Raw genomic sequence first — 17190 nt, 5'->3', positions numbered from 1 at the left:
AGTCCACGCCACGATCGTAGAGCAATCCTTATAAGGATTGCTAGTATTCATTTCGTGCCTACCGGACGGACCCCGCAGCGCCGCATCGCCGAGACCGTCGCGGCCGAGCTGCGCGAGCGCATCCTGTCCGGCCGCGCCGCGGACCGACTGCCCACGCAGGACCAACTGGTGAACGACTTCGGCGTCAGCTACCCCTCGGTGCGGGAGGCGTTGCGCATCCTGGAGACCGAGGGACTGGTGACGGTGCGGCGGGGCAGTGTCGGGGGTGCCGAGGTGCATCGGCCCGATCAGGCCACCGGCGCCTACCACCTGGGGTTGCTGCTCCAGGGTTCGGGCGTCACGCTCGGCGATCTGGCCGGGGGATTGCTGCTGCTGGAGCCGATGTGCGCGGCCGAGGTGGCCCGGCGAGCGGACCGCGAGCGCACCGTCGTGCCCGCGCTGACCGCCAACGTCGACGCCTCGGCGGACGCGGTGTCCGACGGTGTCGCGTTCACCAGGATCGCCAGGGAGTTCCACGACCTCGTCGTCGCGTTCACCCCGAACGACACCATTCGCTACGTCGTGCGCAGCCTCGTTGCGCTGTGGTCGGCGCAGGAGCAGCAGTGGGCGGCGATCCGCACGACGCGCGGGGAGTACCCGTCGCCGAGTGGCGCGCGGGCCGCGGTGCGCACGCACCGCAGACTCGTCGAGGTGATCGCCGCGGGCCGGGCCGAGGAGGCCGCCGACATCACCCGGCGACACCTCAAGGCCACGCAGGCGCTGGTGCTGCAGCGCTTCACCGACGACGTCGTCAACGCGACGCCCGCACGCACGGGCCGCGTCGTCAGGACTCCTTGAGCGAGTCCCAGTCGTGTTCGTCGGAGAGCTCGGCGATGGCCTTGGACGTGCGGTCGCGCATGACCAGCGTGACGATCACGCCGACGACGACCGCGAGGACCAGGCCGATCCAGGAGAAGCGCGACAGCCACTTCTCCGCGGCCAGGCCGAGGTAGTAGACGATCGCGGTGGTGCCGCCCGCCCAGATCAGGCCACCGGATGCGTTGGCGGCCAGGAAGTGTGAGTACGGCATCTTGAGTGCGCCCGCGAGCGGACCCGCGAAGATCCGCAGCAGCGCGATGAAGCGTCCGAAGAACACCGCCCACATGCCCCAGCGCGTGAAGAAGCGCTTGGCCAGCGCGACGTGCCCCGGCCCGAAGTGGTTGGGGAAGCGGCGGCCGAGACGTTCGAAGAGGGTCATGCCGTAGCGACGGCCGATGGTGTAGCCAATCGAATCGCCGACGACGGCGCCGATGGTTGCTGCGGCGCCGACGCCGATCGGGTCGATGGCGAGGGTGTGGTGCGACGCCAGCAGGGCCGCGCTGACGAGCGCGATCTCACCCGGCAGCGGGACCCCGAGGCTCTCCAGCCCGATCACCAGACCGACGACCACGTACACCGCGAAGGGCGGGATGGTCTGCAGCAGCGCGTCGACGTTCACGCGCCAAGGATGCCTGATGCGGTTCGCCCGCGCGCCCAACCCTGGCGAGACTGCTGCCAGATCGCTCGTCGGCGGAAGATCGCGATCTCCCCGCAGTCTCGGCGGGGGCGTGGGCTAGTCGCTGGCGGGCAGCGGCTTGGCCTCCTTGATCGACAGCGGGGTGGCACCGATGCTGAGCGTGCCCTGGCCGGCCTTGGTGACGAGCACCTCGGCGCCGGCGTCGTCGACGTAGCGTTTGCCCATCAGGGTGCCGTCGGCGAGCGCGGGGTCGAGCGTCAGATCGGCGGCGGCGTCGGAGCCGACCGGCACCATGGGAGCCCCGCCCGCGCGCAGGTCGTCGAGGCTGTCGGCACTGCGCACGACGATGACCTGGGTGTCGCAGACCTGGCTCTGCAGGCGGGTGCCGTTCTTGATCATGCTGACTCCTTGCTCGATTCGTTCAGCTCGGCGACGAGTTCCCGGCGCAGGACCTTGCCGGTGGCGTTGCTGGGGAGTTCGTCGCGGAACACTACGCGGTCGGGCGTGCGCGATCCGCGAAGCTGCGCGCGCACGTAGGCGCGCAGGTCTTCGGCGTCGGGTTCGGTGCCGGGGGTGGGGACCACGACGGCCACGATGATCTGCCCCCATTCGGGGTCCTCCGGTCCGACGACGGCGCAGTCGCGCACGTGCGGATGTTCGACGAGGACGTCCTCGATCTCGGCGGGGGCGATGTTCTCGCCACCGCGGATGATGGTGTCGTCGGAGCGTCCGCCGAGGAAGAGGTAGCCGTCCTCGTCGAGCATGGCGACGTCGCGGGTGGGAAACCAGCCCTGGTCGTCGAGCACCGAGCCGATGTCGGTGTAGCGGCCCGACACCTGTTCGCCCCGGACGAACAGCTCGCCGATCTCGCCGGGGGAGAGGACGGTGCCGTCCTCCGCGCGGATCTGCACCTCGATGCCCGGGACGGGTTGGCCGACCGACCCGAGTCGGCGCAGGCCCGCGGCGTCGGTGGCGGCCAGCGCGGCGCGGTGGTCGTCGGGGGTGAGGACGGCGATCGTCGAGCTGGTCTCGGTGAGGCCGTAGGCGTTGACGAAGCCGACGTCCGGCAGCAGGGACAGCGCCCGCCGCACCAGCGGCAGGGCCACCTTCGACCCGCCGTAGGCCAGTGTCCGAAGCGACGGCAGCGTGGCCTTGGTGTCGTCGAGCACGCCGACGATGCGGTCGAGCATCGTCGGCACGACCGTGGCCGAGGTGACGTTCTCGGTGCCGACCAGCCTGACCCACTCACCGGCGTCGAAATTGGTCAGGTACACCATCTTTCGGCCCGCATAGAGGTTGGACAGCGCGGCCGACACCCCGGCGATGTGATAGGGCGGAACGCAGATCAACGCGGCGTCACCGGGTTCGGCGGACGCGTACTCCACGGTGCCGGTGATGTAGCTCGTCAGGTTGTTGTGCGTCAGCTCGACGGCCTTGGGCTTCGACGTGGTGCCCGAGGTGAACAGCACGACCGCCACCGCGTCCGGGTCGGCGAACTCGGCGACCGGATCGGCCGTGCGCGCGGCGGCGACGAACTCGCCCGACTCCATGACGCGGTAGCCGGTTCCGACGGCGTCGCGGTACTCGTCGTCGACGACGACGAGCGGATCGGGCAACCGGTCGAGCAGGGCGCGCAGTCCGTCGGCGGAGAGCCGGTAGTTCAGCGGCGTCAGGGGCACCGCGGCGCGCGCGGCGGAGAACAGCAGCAGCGGCAGCAGTGCCCCGCCCGTGCCGACGTAGGCGACGTGCTGGGCGCCGGAGGCCGCGATCACGCCGGCCCCGCCGTCGGCGAGCGCGCTCAATTCCGTTGCGGTGAGTCGCATCTCGCCGGAGACCACCGCCGTCCTGTCGGGTTCGCCCGACACCGCCATCTCCAGCAGCAGCGAGATGCTCACGATGCGACCACCGGAGCGTCGACGAAGATGTCCCACGTGGGGTGGTCCCCGCCGCCGTAGCGCGACGCCAGGTCGGTGACACCGGACTCGGCGAGGACGTCGGCGTCGATGAGGCACTTCCCGTTGACCTCGGCCGCCGATCTGGTGAGGATGGCGACCGCGGCGTCGGCCATGATCTGCGGACTGCGCGACGTCGAGAGGAGGGCGGCGCCGTCGGCGAGGTTCGTCACCGCCGACGTCGCGATGTAAGTCTGGGGCCACAGGCAGCTGAATCCGATTCCGGCGTCGGCATATTCGGCCGCCCAGCCCAGTGACAGCAGCGTCATGCCGTACTTGGACAGGGTGTACGACGGGTGCGCGCCCAGCCACCGCGGGGTCAGGTTGAGCGGCGGCGCCAGGGTCACGACGTGGGCGTTGGGCGAGTTTCGCAGGTGCGGCAGCGCGGCCTTGGTCAGCAGGAACGTGCCCCGGACGTTGACGTCCATCATCAGGCCGAACTTCTTGGCCGACAGCCGTTCGGTCGGGTCCGTGGCGATGGCGCTGGCGTTGTTGACGACGACGTCGATGCCACCGAAGCGCTCGACGGCCGCGTCCACCGCGCGTTGCACGTCCTCTTCGTTGCGGACGTCGCCCACGACCGCCAGGCCCTTGCCGCCGGCGGCCTCGACCTCGGCGACCGCGGTGTGCACCGTGCCGGGCAGCTTCGGGTGTGGCTCGCTCGTCTTGGCCAGGAGGACGGCATTGGCGCCGAGCCTGGCCGCCCCGACGGCGATCGCGAGCCCGATGCCGCGGCTACCGCCCGACACCACCAGCGTGCGGTCGGCGAGCGGGTGCTGCTGGCCTGCCATGGTCTCTCCTCGTGATTGCTGCCCCGATGGTAGTCGAACGATAGGGCCATTCTCCTTTTATGCAAGTGTCATGCTCGCACATCGCCGAACCGGCCTGGCGAGCGTCGACGGCGCGGCCGGAGGCACCGCGGGTGACATGCTGCGGGACGTGGAACCCGTTGTCGATTTCCATTAAGCGGTATTGGCATTCTCATTTTCAGCAAGTACGTTATCCTCGATGAGCGACGACGTCACAACGCGGGTGCAGACCCCCTCGGGCATACCGTTGGAGCCGGTGTACGGACCGGGCGACCGCGCGACCGAACCGCCGCCGCCCGGCCACTACCCGTTCACGCGCGGCAACTTCGCCTCCGGTTACCGCGGCAAGACCTGGACGTTCCGGCAGTACTCTGGCTTCGGCACCGCTGAGGAATCCAACCAGCGCTACCGCTACCTGCTGGGCCAGGGCGGCACCGGCCTGTCGGTCGCACTCGATCTGCCGACCCAGTGCGGGTATGACTCCGACGACGCCGAGTACGGCGACGAGGTCGGTCGCGTCGGCGTGGCCGTCGACACGCTCGCCGACGCCGAGATCCTCTTCGACGGCATCGCGCTGGACCAGATCAGCACCAGCTTCACCATCAACGGCACCGCGGCGATCCTGCTGGCCTTTTACGTCGCGGCCGCCGAGAAGAAGGGCGTACCGCGGGAGAAGCTCAGGGGCACCATTCAGAACGACATCCTCAAGGAGTACGCGTCGCGCGGCACGTGGATCTGGCCGCCCGAGCCGTCGCTGCGGCTGATCGCCGACACCATCGAGTTCTGTGCGGCCGAGGTGCCGCGGTTCAACGCAATCTCCGTGGCGGGCGCGCACTTTCGCGATGCCGGCGCCAATGCGGTGCAGGAGATGGCCTTCACCCTCGCCGACGGAGTGACCTACTGCGACACCGTCGTCGAGCGCGGCAGGATGACCATCGACGAGTTCGCACCGCAGATCTCGTTCTTCTTCTACACCCACGGCGACTTCTTCGAGGAGATCGCCAAGTACCGGGCGGGCCGACGCCGCTGGGCGACGATCGTGCGCGAGCGCTACGGCGCCGCGACCGACAAGGCGTCGATGTTCCGCTTCGGCTGCGTCGCCGGCGGTGCGTCCCTGTATGCGCCACAGGCCCAGAACAACCTGGTGCGCGTGGCGTATGAATCCATGGCCGCCGTCCTCGGGGGCGTGCAGTCGATGTTCACCGCGGCGTGGGACGAGCCCTTCGCGCTGCCGAGCGAGGAGTCCGCCACGCTCGCGCTGCGCACCCAGCAGATCCTCGCCTACGAGACCGGCGTGACCAAGGTGGCCGACCCGCTCGGCGGCTCGTACTTCGTCGAGGCGCTCACCGACGCGACCGAGGCCAGGATCGTCGAGATCATGGACGACCTCGACGCGCACGGCGGCATGGTCGCCGCGATCGAGGACGGCTACCTGCAGGGCCTGATCGCCGACGAGGCCTTCAAGATCCACCACGAGGTGGAGTCCGGCGAGCGCCCCGTCGTCGGCGTCAACAGGTTCGTCACCGACGAACCGGCACCCGACATCGACACCTACGAGCTGAACGCCGAGGGCCGTGACGTCCAACTGAAACGCCTGGCCAGGGTGAAGGCCGACCGCAACGACCTGGCGGTCGAGGAGAGTCTGGCGGCGCTGTCCTCGGCGGCGGAGGGGGACGAGAACCTGATGCACCGACTGATCGACTGCGCCAACGCCTACTGCACCGTGGGGGAGATGGTCAGTGCCCTGAAGGCCGTGTGGGGCGAATTCCAGCAGCCGGTGGTGTTCTGATGGGCACGCGCGTGCTGGTGGCCAAGCCCGGCCTCGACGGTCACGACCGCGGCGCCAAGATCGTCGCCCGCACCCTGCGCGACGCGGGCTTCGAGGTCGTCTACACCGGCATCCGCCAGCGCATCGAGGACATCGTCTCGATCGCCCTGCAGGAAGACGTCAGTCTCGTGGGTCTTTCGATTCTGTCCGGCGCCCACGTCGCCCTGACGGCTCGCGTGGTGGACGCCCTGCGCGCCGCCGACGCGGGTGACATCGCCGTGGTGGTGGGGGGCACCATCCCGCAGGCCGACGTGGCGAAACTGCTGAACGTCGGTGCGGCCGCGGTCTTTCCGACGGGCACGCCGCTGGAGGACCTGGTGACCGGGGTACGGGCGCTGACGGACGAGGTGGACGCATGAGACTCGGCGTGATGATCGGGGCCGAGCGCGGGGACTCGGCCAAGAAGGTCGCCAAGCTGGTCAAGGACGTCGAGTGGGCCGAGTCGGCCGGGCTGGACACCGCGTGGATGCCGCAGGTGCCCAACGACTTCGACTGCCTGACGATGGTCGCGCTGATGGCCGCGCACACGTCGCGGATCGAACTCGGCACGGCCGTGGTGCCCCTGCAGGCACAGCATCCCATCGCGCTGGCCCGTCAGGCGTTGTCGGTGCACGCCGTCGCGAACGGCCGATTGGCGCTCGGGGTCGGACCGTCGCACCACTGGATCATCGAGGACATGCTGGGCCTGCCCTATGAGAAGCCGGCGGCCTACACGCGCGATTACCTGGAGGTGCTGCACGTTGCGCTGGGGAACCCGGGACCCTCGGAGGGCAGGAGCGGAGCGACCCGGGAAATCATGATCGACGTGGAGAACGACAGCTTCACCGTGCACAATCCGCTGGACCTGCCGCCGGTGGCGCCGCTGCCGATCCTGGTGGCCGCGCTCGGTCCGGTCATGCTCAAGCTGGCCGGCGAGCACGCCGACGGCACCGTGCTGTGGATGGCCGACGAGCGCGCCATCGGCGAGCACATCGCACCGCGCATCACCAAGGCCGCCGCCGACGCGGGACGGCCGGCGCCGCGCATCGTGGCGGGCATCCCGGTCTGCCTGTGCGCCAACTCCGAGATCGACGCTGCCAAGGAGCGCGCCAATCGCATTCTCGCCGAAGCGGAGACGTCGCCGAACTACCAGAAGCTGCTCGACCGCGGCGATGCCCGCAACGTCGGGGACCTCCTGGCCGCGGGTGACGTCGAATCGATCCTGCGGCGTTTCCGGGGTTTCGCCGATGCGGGGGTGACGGATCTGTCGGTGCGGCTGCTGCCGATCGGCGACACCCGCGACGAGCTCATCGCCTCGAAGTACCGGACGCGGGAGATCATCGGGGAGCTCGCCAAGGCGGTGCGGTGACCCGGCCGGAGCCCCCGGTCGCTCCGCTGCTGCCCGCCGGTCCGCTGGCGGGGATCCGCGTCCTCGAGGTCGGGCACATGCTGGCGGGGCCGTACGCCACCATGATGTTGGCCGATCTCGGCGCCGAGGTGACGAAGATCGAGCCACCCGGCGGCGACATCTCCCGACAGGTCAGCGCCAGCTACTTCGCGAGCCTGAACCGCGGAAAGCGCAGTGTGGTAATGGAACTCGCGACGCCGGAGGGTCAGCGTCGGCTCGGCGAGCTGGTGGCGCAGTCACACGCGCTGCTGGTGAACCTGAAGCCGTCGGGCATCCACCGGCTCGGCCTGACCTATCAGGCGCTGCGGAAGCACAACGAGAAGATCGTCTGCGTGGCGCTGACGGGATACGGCCTGGAGGCCGGCGATGACCCCGCGTTCGACTACGTCATCCAGGCGGCCACCGGAATCGCCGCGCTGACGGGCGATCCCGACGCGGCGCCGACGCTTCCGGGGTACTCGTCGGCCGACAACTCGACCGGATTGACCGCGGCCATCGGGCTGTTGGCGATGATCGTCTCCGGCCGCGGTGGTCAAGTCGACGTCTCGCTGCGCGACGTCATGCTCTCGCAGTTGAACTACCGGGCGTCGGCCTACCTCAACGACGGCGTCGAGCCGCGGCGCTACCCGAACGGCGCGCACTCGTATTACGTTCCTGCGCAACTGTTTTCGACCGGAGACGGGTATCTGGCGCTGTTCATCACCCACGACGGGTTCTGGCGGTCGTTCTGCGCCGAGGCGGGCGTCACCGGCTGGCCGACGATGGCCGAGCGGGCCGCCCACCGCGACGACGTGCTCGCGACGGTGTCGGCGGTGCTGGCCGGGGACACCGCGCTGGGGTGGGAGGCGCGGTTGCGTCCGCTCGGCATCCCGGCGGCCGCGGTGCGGACGCTGCCCGAGGCGCTGGCCGACACCCCGGAGGTCGTGGTGTCGGCAGGGGACTACCGGCTGGTGCGCAGCTCGATCCGCGTCGTCGGCGCCCGGCCCGCCTACGGGGCGCCGCCGTCGCTCGGCGAGCACTCCCTCGCCGCGGAGGTTCAGTCCTCGTAGTCGACGACCACGTTCCCCGCATCCGGAACCGCTTGGCAGGTCAGCACGTAACCCTCGTCGACCTCATCGTCCATCAGGGCGTCGTTGACGCGCATCGTCGCGGTACCCTCGGTGAGCTTGGCCATGCACGTGCCGCAGTTGCCCGCCTCGCAGGAGAACGGCGGCGTCAGACCGGCCCGACGCGCGGTCTCCAGGATGGTCTCCCCGGCGCGGCGCGGGACGGTCGTCGTCGCGCGGTCGAGGAGAATCGTCACGTCGGCGCCGGCCTCGGTGGTCGGACGGGGTGCGGCGGTCATCGAATCTCCTGGCATAGGCATTCTGTCTTGAAGAGAATACTATTCTCCATAAGCGATAGGATATTCTCAACCGGTCGAGGGAAGGCGGGGGTTCGGTGTCATGACTGACGTACCCGTCCTCGCCTTCGACGACCGGCAGTACACGCGGGCCGAACTCGACGCACTGATCAGCGGCATGGCGACCGCGCTCGAACACCGCGGTGTGCGTGCGGGTGGCCGCGTCGCCCTCGGCTCGTCGAACCGGCCGGAGTTCGTCGTTGCGGTACACGCCATCTGGGCGCTCGGGGCCGCGGTCGTCCTGGTGAGTACGGCGTGGAAGCGCGCCGAGGTCGAGCACGCGCTGGCGTTGACGGCACCGACGCACGCGGTCGGGGACAGCCCGGTCCTCGCCGAGTCGATGCCGATGCTGCACCTCGACGAGCCCGTCACCCCCGGCCGTCGGGAGTTCGCGCCCGTCGATCCGGCCGCCGACGCGGTGTTCGTGTTCAGCTCCGGTACGACGGGAATGCCGAAGGCGGTCAGGCACACCCACGGCGCATTCGCGACGGCGATCACGCATTGGCGTGCGGCGCTGGCACTCTCGTCGAGTGACCGCTTGCAAATCATGACCCCGCCGTCGCACATCCTCGGCCTGCTCAACATCGCCACCGCGCTCGACGCCGGTGCCTGGGTGCGGCTGCACCCCCGCTTCGACGTCGAGAAGATGCTGCGCCACGTGGAATCCGATCGCATCACCATCGAGATGGCCGTCGCGCCGATCGCACTGGCGCTGGCCGCGCACCCGTCCCTGGAGTCCTACGACCTGTCCTCGCTGCGGTACGTCATGTGGTGCGCCACGCCGGTGACCCAGAGCGTCGCCGCCGAGGTGACGCGGCGGTCGGGGGTGAGGTGGGCGAGTGCGTACGGCGCCAGTGAGCTGCCGGTGATCGCGTGCACCGCGCTGGACGGCAGCCATCTGGACACCGTGGGCCGCGCCGTGCCCGGTGTCGAGATCCGCGTCGTGTCCCTCGACGACGGACGACCGTTGGCCGCCAACGCTTCCGGTGAAGTTCAGGTCCGGTCCGCGTCGGCGATGGCGGGATATCTGCCCGAAGAGGCGACGGGGGACGCGTTCGACGACGGGTGGTACCGCACGGGCGACGTCGGCCACCTCGACGACGAGGGCTGGCTCCGCATCACCGACCGCGCGAAGGAGATGATCAAGGTCCGCGGGTTCCAGGTGGCGCCTGCCGAGATCGAGGCGGTGCTGCACGGGCACCCGGCGGTCGCCGACTGCGCGGTGTTCGGGGTGCCGGACCATGCCGACGGCGAGGCCATCGTCGCGGCGGTCGCTTGCCGCAGCGGGGTGGCGGCCGAGGAACTCATCGGCCTCGTCGCCGACCGGCTGGCCACCTACAAGAGGCCGAGCCACGTGGTGTTCGTCCCCGAAATCCCCCGTCTGCCTTCCGGAAAGGTGTTGCGCCGAGTGCTCAAGGAGCGACTGTGGACGTCCGTCTGACCTCCGAACAACGACAACTGCGCGAGGCCGCGGCCAAACTGGCCGACGACCTCGGGCCGGGATCGGTCGCCGATCTCGACGACGACGGGCGCTTGGCGCGTCTGGAGAAGACCGTCGACTCGACGGGCTGGCGGTCGCTGCGCTCCGACGACGCGTCGGGCGTCGACGTCGCCCTCGTCGCCGAGGAATTCGCCCGCGGGCTCGTCGACGTGCCCTTCCTCGGGCCCGTCCTGCACGACGACCTGACCCGTCGCCTCGGTCGCGCGGTGGCCGCGCCCGACGTGGAGCCGCAGTCGGTCGACCTGACCAGAAGCCTTGCCGGAGTGGTCGAGTCACCCGCCGAGCTGACGGAGCTGTCCCACGACGACGCCGCGCGCTGGTATGCGCTCGCGCTGACCGCGACGACGGCAGACGTCGTCGGCGCCGCTCGCGGCACGCTGACCCTGGCCACCGAGTACGCCAAGATACGCGAGCAGTACGGCGCCTCGATCGGCTCCTATCAGGCGGTGCGACACCTGCTGGCCGAAGGTCTCGCGCTCGTCGAAGGGTGCGTCAGCGTGCTGCGGCACGCCGCGTGGGCCGTCGACGAGCTGCCGCCCGCCGAGGCCGTCGAGGCCGCCCGCATCGCGAAGATCTACTGCGCCAGGTCGGCCCGGACGGTGTGCGAGACGTCGATTCAGGTGCACGGTGGCATCGGCAATACCTGGGAATGCCTCGCGCACGTGTACCTGCGCCGGGTGCTCGCGGCCACCGAGGCGTGGCCGGTCACGTTGGAGGAGTTGACCATTGGACTTTCGTGATTCTCCAGAGGAAGCCGACTTCCGCAGCAGACTGCGCGGCTGGCTGCTCGAACAGAAGGGCCGGTTCCCCACCTCCGGTGACGAGTACTGGGCGAAGGCGGGGGAGTGGCACCAGGCGCTCTACGCCGCCGGCTTCTTCGGCACGTCGTGGCCCAAGGCCTATGGGGGACAGGATCTTCCACCGGTGTACGACGTCATCGTCGACGAGGAGATCGCCAAGGCGGGCGCCCCCGCTCGGCCCAGCCTCGGGTATCTCGTCGTCGGCCTCAGCCACCACGGTGACGCGGCCCTCGCACAGAAGTTCCTGCCCGGCATGATCAACGGGACCGAACGCTGGTGTCAGGGGTTCAGCGAGCCCGGCGCCGGGTCCGATCTGGCGTCGCTGACGACGACGGCCGTCCGCGACGGGGACGCGTACGTGATCCACGGCCACAAGATCTGGACGAGTTACTCCGACGTCGCCGACTGGTGTCTGCTGTTGGCGCGCACCGACAGGGACGTGCCCAAGCACAGGGGGATCTCGGCGTTCATCGTGCCCATGCATCAGGACGGCGTCGTGCAGCGGCCGCTGAAGATGATCAGCGGGGTCACCAAGGAATTCGGCCAGGTCGAGTTCGACGGGGCGCGGGTGCCGGCCGATCACATGGTCGGGGCGCCCGGCGACGGCTGGAAGCTGGCGATGACGGTGGTCAGCCACGAACGCGAGCCGTCGACGCTGGGCTTCTCGGCCCGGTACGGAAAGCTGGTGCGGCAGTTGGCGGCTCGCGTCGACGGACCCCCACCGGAGGAGTTGTCATGGGCGTGGGTGCAGACCGAGATGCTGCGGTTGCACGTGCGGCGGCGACTGTCCGAACAACTCGACGGACTCGTGCACGGACCGCAGGGGTCGTTGGACAAGTTGTTGATGACGTGGGTCGAGCAGTCCGTCGGGCACGCCGCGCTCGCCACCGCGGGCACCGGTGACAAAGACCTGTTCGAGGCCTACATGTACAGCCGCGCCCAGAGCGTCATGGGCGGCACCAGCCAAATTCAGAAGAACATCATCGCGCAGCGGATCCTGGGACTGGGGGCCTGAAATGTATGACATGCCAGCCGAAATCGACGTCAGGGCCGAGGGCGGTCTGCGGATCATCACCCTCAACCGACCCGATGCGCTGAATGCCGTCAACGATGCCCTGCACGTCGGGCTGGCCACGATCTGGGCCGCGCTCGACGAGGACGCCGATGCGCGCGCCGCCGTGATCACCGGTGCGGGCCGGGCGTTCTCGGCGGGCGGGGACTTCACCTACCTCGACGAGCTGCGGCACGACGAGGCGTTGCGGCAGAAGACGATCAAGCACGGCAGGGAACTCGTCATCGGGATGGTGCGCTGCCGCATCCCGGTGATCGCCGCGGTCAATGGTCCCGCGGTCGGGTTGGGCTGCAGCCTCGCTGCGCTCTCAGACGTGGTCTACATCGCCGAGACCGCGCACTTCGCCGACCCGCACGTGCAGATCGGTCTGGTCGCCGCCGACGGCGGCCCGCTGGTGTGGCCGTCGCAGATCAGCCTGTTGCAGGCCAAGGAGTTCGCGCTGACCGGCGTTCGGATCAAGGCGCATCGGGCCGTCGAGCTGGGGTTGGCCAACCACGTCGTCGCCGATCCGCTCGCCGAGGCCATCGCGTGCGCGAAGAAGATGATGGCCCTGCCGCAGCAGGCCGTCGAGGCCACCAAGCGGCTGATGAACATTCAGCTGGAGAAGAACGTCATGGCGTCGCTGGACTACGCCAATCTCGCGGAGTACGTGTCGTTCGGCACGCCGGACTTCAACCGGATCGTCGACGGCCTGGTGGCCAAGCGCTGACTTCTTCCCCGCGAACAGACGCAAATGGCCCTCAATGACGGCAATTCAGGGCCCTTTACGTCTGCTCGCCGGAGAGATCGAGGGATTCGGAGCGCTGAACGGTGCCCGTGACGCCCGTCGCGTCCTGCCGGGCCAACCACACCGCCGCGTTCGCCATCGCCTCGGGCGGCTCGACCATGTCGGGGGGGATCTCGACGCCACCGCCACTGGCCTGCCAGCCCTCGGTCAGCACCACCCGCGACGGGCTCAGGCAGTTGACGGCGACGTTGTCCGGTCGCAGGTCGGCCGCCAGTCCGAGGTAGAGCCGTTCGGCGGCGGCCTTGGACACCCAGTAGGCGTTGGCTCCGTGGTCGACCATCGTCACGCCGGTGGTCGTCACGGCGATCAGCGAGCCGCCGCCGCGGGCGCGCACGTGCGGGATGACGGCCCTGGTGACGAGGAAGACGCCCGTGAGGTTGACGTCGAGACACAGCTGCCATCGCTTCAGCGGCGTGGATTCGATTGCGCCGAGCCACAATACGCCCGCATTGGCGACGAGCACGTCGATGCCGCCGAATTCGGTGACCGCGGCGTCGACCGCGTGGTTCACCGACGCTTCGCTGGTGACGTCGCACGCGACGGGCAGCGCCCGGCCGCCCGCGGCGACGATCCGGTCGGCCACCGCGCCGATGGTGCCGGGCAGCCTGCCCTGCCGTTCGGAGCGCGCCGCGACGACGACGGCGGCCCCCGCGGCGGCAAGCGCCTCGGCGACCGTCGCGCCGATGCCGCGGCTGGCCCCGGCGACGAACGCGACCTTGCCGTCGAGCGCCGTCATCTGGGTGGGAAGCGCAGGGCACCGTCCAGGCGGATGATCTCGCCGTTGAGGTAGTCGTTCTCGATGATGCTCTGCGCCAGCTGGGCGTACTCGGTGGAGCGGCCCATGCGCTTGGGGAACGGCACCTGCGGGCCCCAATACTGCTCGAGCTGGTCGGCGGCCTTGCCGTAGGCGGGCGTGTTGATGGTGCCGGGGGCGATGGTCACCACGCGGATGCCGAGCGGCGACAGGTCGCGCGCGGCGACCAGCGTCATGCCCAACACGCCACCCTTGGCGGCCGCGTAGGGAAGCTGGCCGACCTGGCCCTCGTAGCCGGCGATCGACGCGGTGTTGACGATGACGCCGCGACCGCCCTCCTCCAGGGGGTCGGACTGTGCGATCGCCGCCGCGGACAGCCGCATGACGTTGAAGACGGCCGTCAGGTAGAACTCGATCGTGGTCTTGAACCCGTCGAGCGCCAGCGCGGAGCCGTCCTTGCCGACGAGGCGGCCACCGCTGGCAGGCCCACCGTGCGTGTCCACCGAGATGCGCAGTGGCCCAAGGGCTACCGCCTCGGCGATGGCCGCCTGCACCGATTCCTCGGACGTGGCGTCGGTTTGGACGTAGCGGACGCCCAGCTCGCTCTCGAGGGCCTTGCCCTTGTCGTCGGCCATGTCGGCGACGACGACCTTGGCGCCCGCGGCGTGCAGGCGGCGCACGGTCGCCTCGCCCAATCCGCCGGCACCGCCGACGACGATGGCGGAATTGCCCTCGATATCCACGTAGCTCCCCTTCGTGCGACTATTCCTCTCGGATCTGGAGAATAACATTCTCCGCAGCGGTCGTCGGAAGGTCCAGCCGTGGTCCCGATGCGGGGATACAGTCGCCGCGACGCGAGGAGCTGATCAGTCGATGACCATCGAGGAGCTCGTCGCCGCGGCGCGCAACGGATCGACTCGCGCGGTGGGTCGGCTGCTGAGCCTGATCGAGAGTGACCGGCGCAGCGAGGTTCTCGCGGTCGTCGGCCACCACCCGGTGCGCACGATCGGCATCACGGGTCCGCCGGGGGCGGGCAAGTCGACGACGATCGCCGTGCTGGTGGCGGCCTACCGCGGACAGGGCAAACGGGTGGCCGTGCTGGCGGTGGATCCTTCGTCGCCGTACAGCGGCGGCGCGCTCCTCGGTGATCGCATCCGGATGGCCGCGCACGTCGACGACCCCGACGTGCTGATCCGGTCGGTCGCGACCCGCGGCCATCTCGGTGGCCTGGCCGAGGGCGTGCCCGCCGCGATCCGGGTGCTCGGCGCGCTGTCCTACGACGTCGTCCTCATCGAGACCGTCGGGGTCGGACAGTCCGAGATCGAGATCGCGGCCGTCGCGGATCCTGCCGTCGTCGTGCTCAATCCCGGTGCCGGCGATGCCATCCAGGCGGCCAAGGCCGGGCTTCTGGAGGTCGCCGACATCGTCGCGATCAACAAGGCCGACCGCGACGGCGCCGACCAAACCGCGCGCGATCTGCACGCCGAGACCAGCGCGCCGATCCTCAAGATCGTGGCCACGCGCAACGAGGGCATCGCCGAACTCGTCGAGGCCATCGACGCCCACCTGCGTGCCGACGACCCCGAACGACGGGCCGCGCGGGCCCGCGCGCAGGTGCTCTCACTGGCGCAGAGCGCGCTGCGCGTCCATCCCGGTCTCGACGGGCTGGCGAAGCGGGTGGCCGACGGCGAACTCGACGTCTACTCCGCGACGAGGGCGCTGCTGGGCGGGCCCGACCCCGGATGAGAACGGGCTTACCGCTTTGCGGAAAGCGTGTTGTACGATCTCGCCAACGTATTCTTCCCGCGTTGAGGAGGCCGTGTGCAGAAGGCGATGGATGCCAGCATCTCGACGTGGCCGGAGGAGGACGCTCGGCTCGTCGGCAGCGGATGCGGCGCGTGCGGGGCAACGGTGTTCCCCCGGCAGTCGCACTGCCCCAAGTGCAGTAGGGCGCAGATGAGCGATGTGCTGCTGCCGCGGCGGGGCACCGTGATCGCGTGGACGACGCAGGGCTTCGCGCCCGGGGCACCCTACATCGGCCCCACCGGCAAGGACTTCGTGCCGTTCGGCGTCGGCCTGGTGCAACTCGACGACGTCGTGCGCGTCGAGGGTCGGCTGACGGAGAACGACCCGGCCAAGCTGTCGTTCGGAATGGAGGTCGAGCTGACGTTCATCCCGTTCGCCACCGACGCCGAGGGCAACGAGATCGTCACCTTTGCGTTCCAGCCGGTTCAGACAGGGAGCCCGCAATGAGCAATGACGTAGCCATCATCGGCGTCGGCATCCACCCGTTCGGCCGCTTCGACACGTCGGCCGTGGAGATGGGCGCGCAGGCCATCCGCGCCGCGCTCGGCGATGCCGGAATCGCCTGGGAAGACGTGCAGTTCGGCTTCGGCGGGAGTTACGAGGTGTCCAACCCCGACTCCGTGACGCGGCTCGTCGGCCTCACCGGCATCACCTTCACCAACGTCTTCAACGCCTGCGCGACCTCGGCCAGCGCCATCCAGCAGACCGCCGACACCATCCGGCTGGGCAAGTACGACATCGGCGTCGCGGTCGGCCTGGACAAGCACCCCCGCGGTGCGTTCACCGACGACCCGGCCAAACTCGCCCTGCCGCAGTGGTATGCGCAGAACGGGCAGTTCGTCACCACCAAGTTCTTCGGCATGAAGGCCAATCACTACCTGCACCAGCACGGTATCTCCGAGGAGACCCTGGCGCGGGTGGCCAACAAGAACTTCCGCAACGGCGTGAAGAATCCCAACGCCTTTCGCCGCAAGGAGATCTCGGTCGAGGAGATCATGGCGTCCCCGGTGCTCAACTACCCGTTGCGCCAGTACATGTTCTGCGCGCCCGACGAGGGTGCGGCGGCGGTGATCATGTGCCGCGCCGACATCGCGCACCGCTACACCGACAAGCCGGTGTTCGTGCGCGCCAGCGAGATTCGCACCCGTCGCTTCGGCGCGTACGAGGTCCACGCCACGTCGGCGCCGCTCGACGAGGATCTCTCGCCGACGGTGTACGCCGCGCGCGCCGCCTACGAGATCGCCGGCATCGGACCCGAGGACGTCGACGTCGCGCAGCTGCAGGACACCGACGCCGGCGCCGAGGTCATCCACATGGCCGAGACGGGACTGTGCGCCCACGGCGACCAGGAGAAGCTGATCGCCGACGGCGCCACCGAGATCGGCGGCTCGATACCGGTCAACACCGACGGCGGCCTGATCGCCAACGGCGAACCCATCGGCGCATCGGGACTGCGACAGATGCACGAGCTGGTGCGCCAGCTGCGCGGCGAAGCCGGTGAACGCCAGGTGCCGGGTGCGCCCCGGGTCGGCCTGGCCCAGGTCTACGGCGCGCCGGGCACGGCGTCGGCCACCCTCCTGTCGCTCTGACACCCCGC

General features: G+C 69.6%; 19 protein-coding genes. 12 read left to right on the top strand and 7 right to left on the bottom strand.

What is annotated here, in order from left to right:
- The first annotated feature begins 54 nt into the window (after positions 1-54).
- Positions 55-837, top strand: coding sequence for a FadR/GntR family transcriptional regulator (locus G6N60_RS19785; RefSeq protein ID WP_163740455.1), 783 nt, complete (start codon positions 55-57; stop codon positions 835-837).
- Here G6N60_RS19785 and G6N60_RS19780 read toward each other — a convergent pair.
- The 4 genes from G6N60_RS19780 to G6N60_RS19765 form a co-directional block, all read right to left on the bottom strand.
- A complete protein-coding gene (locus G6N60_RS19780) occupies positions 824-1477 on the bottom strand; it encodes a DedA family protein (RefSeq protein ID WP_163740453.1) in 654 nt (217 codons plus the stop codon). The two genes, G6N60_RS19785 and G6N60_RS19780, sit on opposite strands and share 14 nt — an antisense overlap.
- Positions 1478-1591: 114 nt before the next feature.
- A complete protein-coding gene (locus G6N60_RS19775) occupies positions 1592-1894 on the bottom strand; it encodes a hypothetical protein (protein WP_163740451.1) in 303 nt (100 codons plus the stop codon).
- Positions 1891-3390: a class I adenylate-forming enzyme family protein gene (locus G6N60_RS19770; protein WP_163740449.1), complete on the bottom strand. Its 1500-nt coding sequence runs from the start codon at positions 3388-3390 to the stop codon at positions 1891-1893. Before G6N60_RS19770 ends, G6N60_RS19775 begins: the two co-directional genes overlap by 4 nt.
- On the bottom strand, positions 3387-4238 hold the full coding sequence (locus tag G6N60_RS19765) for an SDR family oxidoreductase (RefSeq protein ID WP_163740447.1): 852 nt from the start codon (positions 4236-4238) through the stop codon (positions 3387-3389). Before G6N60_RS19765 ends, G6N60_RS19770 begins: the two co-directional genes overlap by 4 nt.
- 217 nt (positions 4239-4455) lie before the next feature.
- Between G6N60_RS19765 and G6N60_RS19760 the strand changes: the two genes are divergently transcribed.
- Genes G6N60_RS19760 through G6N60_RS19745 form a run of 4 tightly spaced genes read left to right on the top strand, consistent with a single transcriptional unit; the run spans position 4456 to position 8520 of the window.
- Complete coding sequence (locus tag G6N60_RS19760; RefSeq protein ID WP_163740445.1) at positions 4456-6045, top strand: methylmalonyl-CoA mutase family protein; 1590 nt, start codon at positions 4456-4458, stop codon at positions 6043-6045.
- On the top strand, positions 6045-6443 hold the full coding sequence (locus G6N60_RS19755; RefSeq protein WP_163740443.1) for a cobalamin B12-binding domain-containing protein: 399 nt from the start codon (positions 6045-6047) through the stop codon (positions 6441-6443). The genes G6N60_RS19760 and G6N60_RS19755 overlap by 1 nt, the downstream gene beginning before the upstream one ends.
- Positions 6440-7432, top strand: coding sequence for an LLM class F420-dependent oxidoreductase (locus G6N60_RS19750; protein ID WP_163740440.1), 993 nt, complete (start codon positions 6440-6442; stop codon positions 7430-7432). The genes G6N60_RS19755 and G6N60_RS19750 overlap by 4 nt, the downstream gene beginning before the upstream one ends.
- A gap of 29 nt (positions 7433-7461) precedes the next feature.
- Positions 7462-8520 (top strand): CaiB/BaiF CoA transferase family protein, encoded by a 1059-nt coding sequence (locus G6N60_RS19745; protein ID WP_163744240.1) that lies wholly within the window; start codon positions 7462-7464, stop codon positions 8518-8520.
- Here the strand turns inward: G6N60_RS19745 and G6N60_RS19740 are convergent.
- On the bottom strand, positions 8508-8816 hold the full coding sequence (locus G6N60_RS19740; protein WP_163740438.1) for a 2Fe-2S iron-sulfur cluster-binding protein: 309 nt from the start codon (positions 8814-8816) through the stop codon (positions 8508-8510). The genes G6N60_RS19745 and G6N60_RS19740 overlap by 13 nt on opposite strands.
- A 100-nt stretch (positions 8817-8916) precedes the next feature.
- Here G6N60_RS19740 and G6N60_RS19735 point away from each other — a divergent pair, with 100 nt between their 5' ends.
- The 4 genes from G6N60_RS19735 to G6N60_RS19720 are packed head-to-tail and all read left to right on the top strand — an operon-like array spanning position 8917 to position 12955.
- Positions 8917-10314 (top strand): class I adenylate-forming enzyme family protein, encoded by a 1398-nt coding sequence (locus G6N60_RS19735; RefSeq protein WP_163740436.1) that lies wholly within the window; start codon positions 8917-8919, stop codon positions 10312-10314.
- Positions 10299-11114, top strand: a complete 816-nt coding sequence (locus G6N60_RS19730; protein WP_163740434.1) for an acyl-CoA dehydrogenase family protein — start codon at positions 10299-10301, stop codon at positions 11112-11114. Before G6N60_RS19735 ends, G6N60_RS19730 begins: the two co-directional genes overlap by 16 nt.
- Complete coding sequence (locus G6N60_RS19725) at positions 11101-12189, top strand: acyl-CoA dehydrogenase family protein (protein WP_163740432.1); 1089 nt, start codon at positions 11101-11103, stop codon at positions 12187-12189. Before G6N60_RS19730 ends, G6N60_RS19725 begins: the two co-directional genes overlap by 14 nt.
- A 1-nt stretch (position 12190) precedes the next feature.
- Positions 12191-12955, top strand: a complete 765-nt coding sequence (locus G6N60_RS19720; protein WP_163740430.1) for an enoyl-CoA hydratase/isomerase family protein — start codon at positions 12191-12193, stop codon at positions 12953-12955.
- 55 nt (positions 12956-13010) lie between these two features.
- On the opposite strand, the gene G6N60_RS19715 is transcribed toward G6N60_RS19720, so the two are convergent.
- Positions 13011-13769, bottom strand: coding sequence for an SDR family NAD(P)-dependent oxidoreductase (locus G6N60_RS19715; RefSeq protein WP_163740428.1), 759 nt, complete (start codon positions 13767-13769; stop codon positions 13011-13013).
- Positions 13766-14530, bottom strand: a complete 765-nt coding sequence (locus tag G6N60_RS19710; RefSeq protein WP_163740426.1) for an SDR family NAD(P)-dependent oxidoreductase — start codon at positions 14528-14530, stop codon at positions 13766-13768. The genes G6N60_RS19715 and G6N60_RS19710 overlap by 4 nt, the downstream gene beginning before the upstream one ends.
- A 130-nt stretch (positions 14531-14660) precedes the next feature.
- Between G6N60_RS19710 and G6N60_RS19705 the strand changes: the two genes are divergently transcribed.
- From G6N60_RS19705 to G6N60_RS19695, 3 genes are all read left to right on the top strand, one after another.
- Complete coding sequence (locus G6N60_RS19705) at positions 14661-15533, top strand: ArgK/MeaB family GTPase (protein WP_163740424.1); 873 nt, start codon at positions 14661-14663, stop codon at positions 15531-15533.
- A 75-nt stretch (positions 15534-15608) separates the two neighbouring features.
- Positions 15609-16040, top strand: coding sequence for a Zn-ribbon domain-containing OB-fold protein (locus G6N60_RS19700; RefSeq protein ID WP_179969713.1), 432 nt, complete (start codon positions 15609-15611; stop codon positions 16038-16040).
- Positions 16037-17182 carry a thiolase family protein gene (locus G6N60_RS19695; protein ID WP_163740421.1) on the top strand — a complete coding sequence of 382 codons (1146 nt, stop codon included), beginning with the start codon at positions 16037-16039 and terminating at the stop codon, positions 17180-17182. The genes G6N60_RS19700 and G6N60_RS19695 overlap by 4 nt, the downstream gene beginning before the upstream one ends.
- Positions 17183-17190 lie beyond the last annotated feature (8 nt).

Source organism: Mycolicibacterium madagascariense, from assembly GCF_010729665.1.
Classification (GTDB): domain Bacteria; phylum Actinomycetota; class Actinomycetes; order Mycobacteriales; family Mycobacteriaceae; genus Mycobacterium; species Mycobacterium madagascariense.
The sequence above is the reverse complement of the archived record's forward strand: the minus strand, read 5'-3'. Positions and strand labels throughout refer to the sequence as shown.

Excerpts from the sequence above, each read along its gene's own strand:
- G6N60_RS19775 (WP_163740451.1), bottom strand. The coding sequence starts at position 1,894 with ATGATCAAGAACGGCACCCGCCTGCAGAGCCAGGTCTGCGACACCCAG.
- G6N60_RS19765 (WP_163740447.1), bottom strand. The coding sequence starts at position 4,238 with ATGGCAGGCCAGCAGCACCCGCTCGCCGACCGCACGCTGGTGGTGTCG.
- G6N60_RS19760 (WP_163740445.1), top strand. The coding sequence starts at position 4,456 with ATGAGCGACGACGTCACAACGCGGGTGCAGACCCCCTCGGGCATACCG.
- G6N60_RS19755 (WP_163740443.1), top strand. The coding sequence starts at position 6,045 with ATGGGCACGCGCGTGCTGGTGGCCAAGCCCGGCCTCGACGGTCACGAC.
- G6N60_RS19750 (WP_163740440.1), top strand. The coding sequence starts at position 6,440 with ATGAGACTCGGCGTGATGATCGGGGCCGAGCGCGGGGACTCGGCCAAG.
- G6N60_RS19740 (WP_163740438.1), bottom strand. The coding sequence starts at position 8,816 with ATGACCGCCGCACCCCGTCCGACCACCGAGGCCGGCGCCGACGTGACG.
- G6N60_RS19735 (WP_163740436.1), top strand. The coding sequence starts at position 8,917 with ATGACTGACGTACCCGTCCTCGCCTTCGACGACCGGCAGTACACGCGG.
- G6N60_RS19720 (WP_163740430.1), top strand. The coding sequence starts at position 12,191 with ATGTATGACATGCCAGCCGAAATCGACGTCAGGGCCGAGGGCGGTCTG.
- G6N60_RS19715 (WP_163740428.1), bottom strand. The coding sequence starts at position 13,769 with ATGACGGCGCTCGACGGCAAGGTCGCGTTCGTCGCCGGGGCCAGCCGC.
- G6N60_RS19705 (WP_163740424.1), top strand. The coding sequence starts at position 14,661 with ATGACCATCGAGGAGCTCGTCGCCGCGGCGCGCAACGGATCGACTCGC.
- G6N60_RS19695 (WP_163740421.1), top strand. The coding sequence starts at position 16,037 with ATGAGCAATGACGTAGCCATCATCGGCGTCGGCATCCACCCGTTCGGC.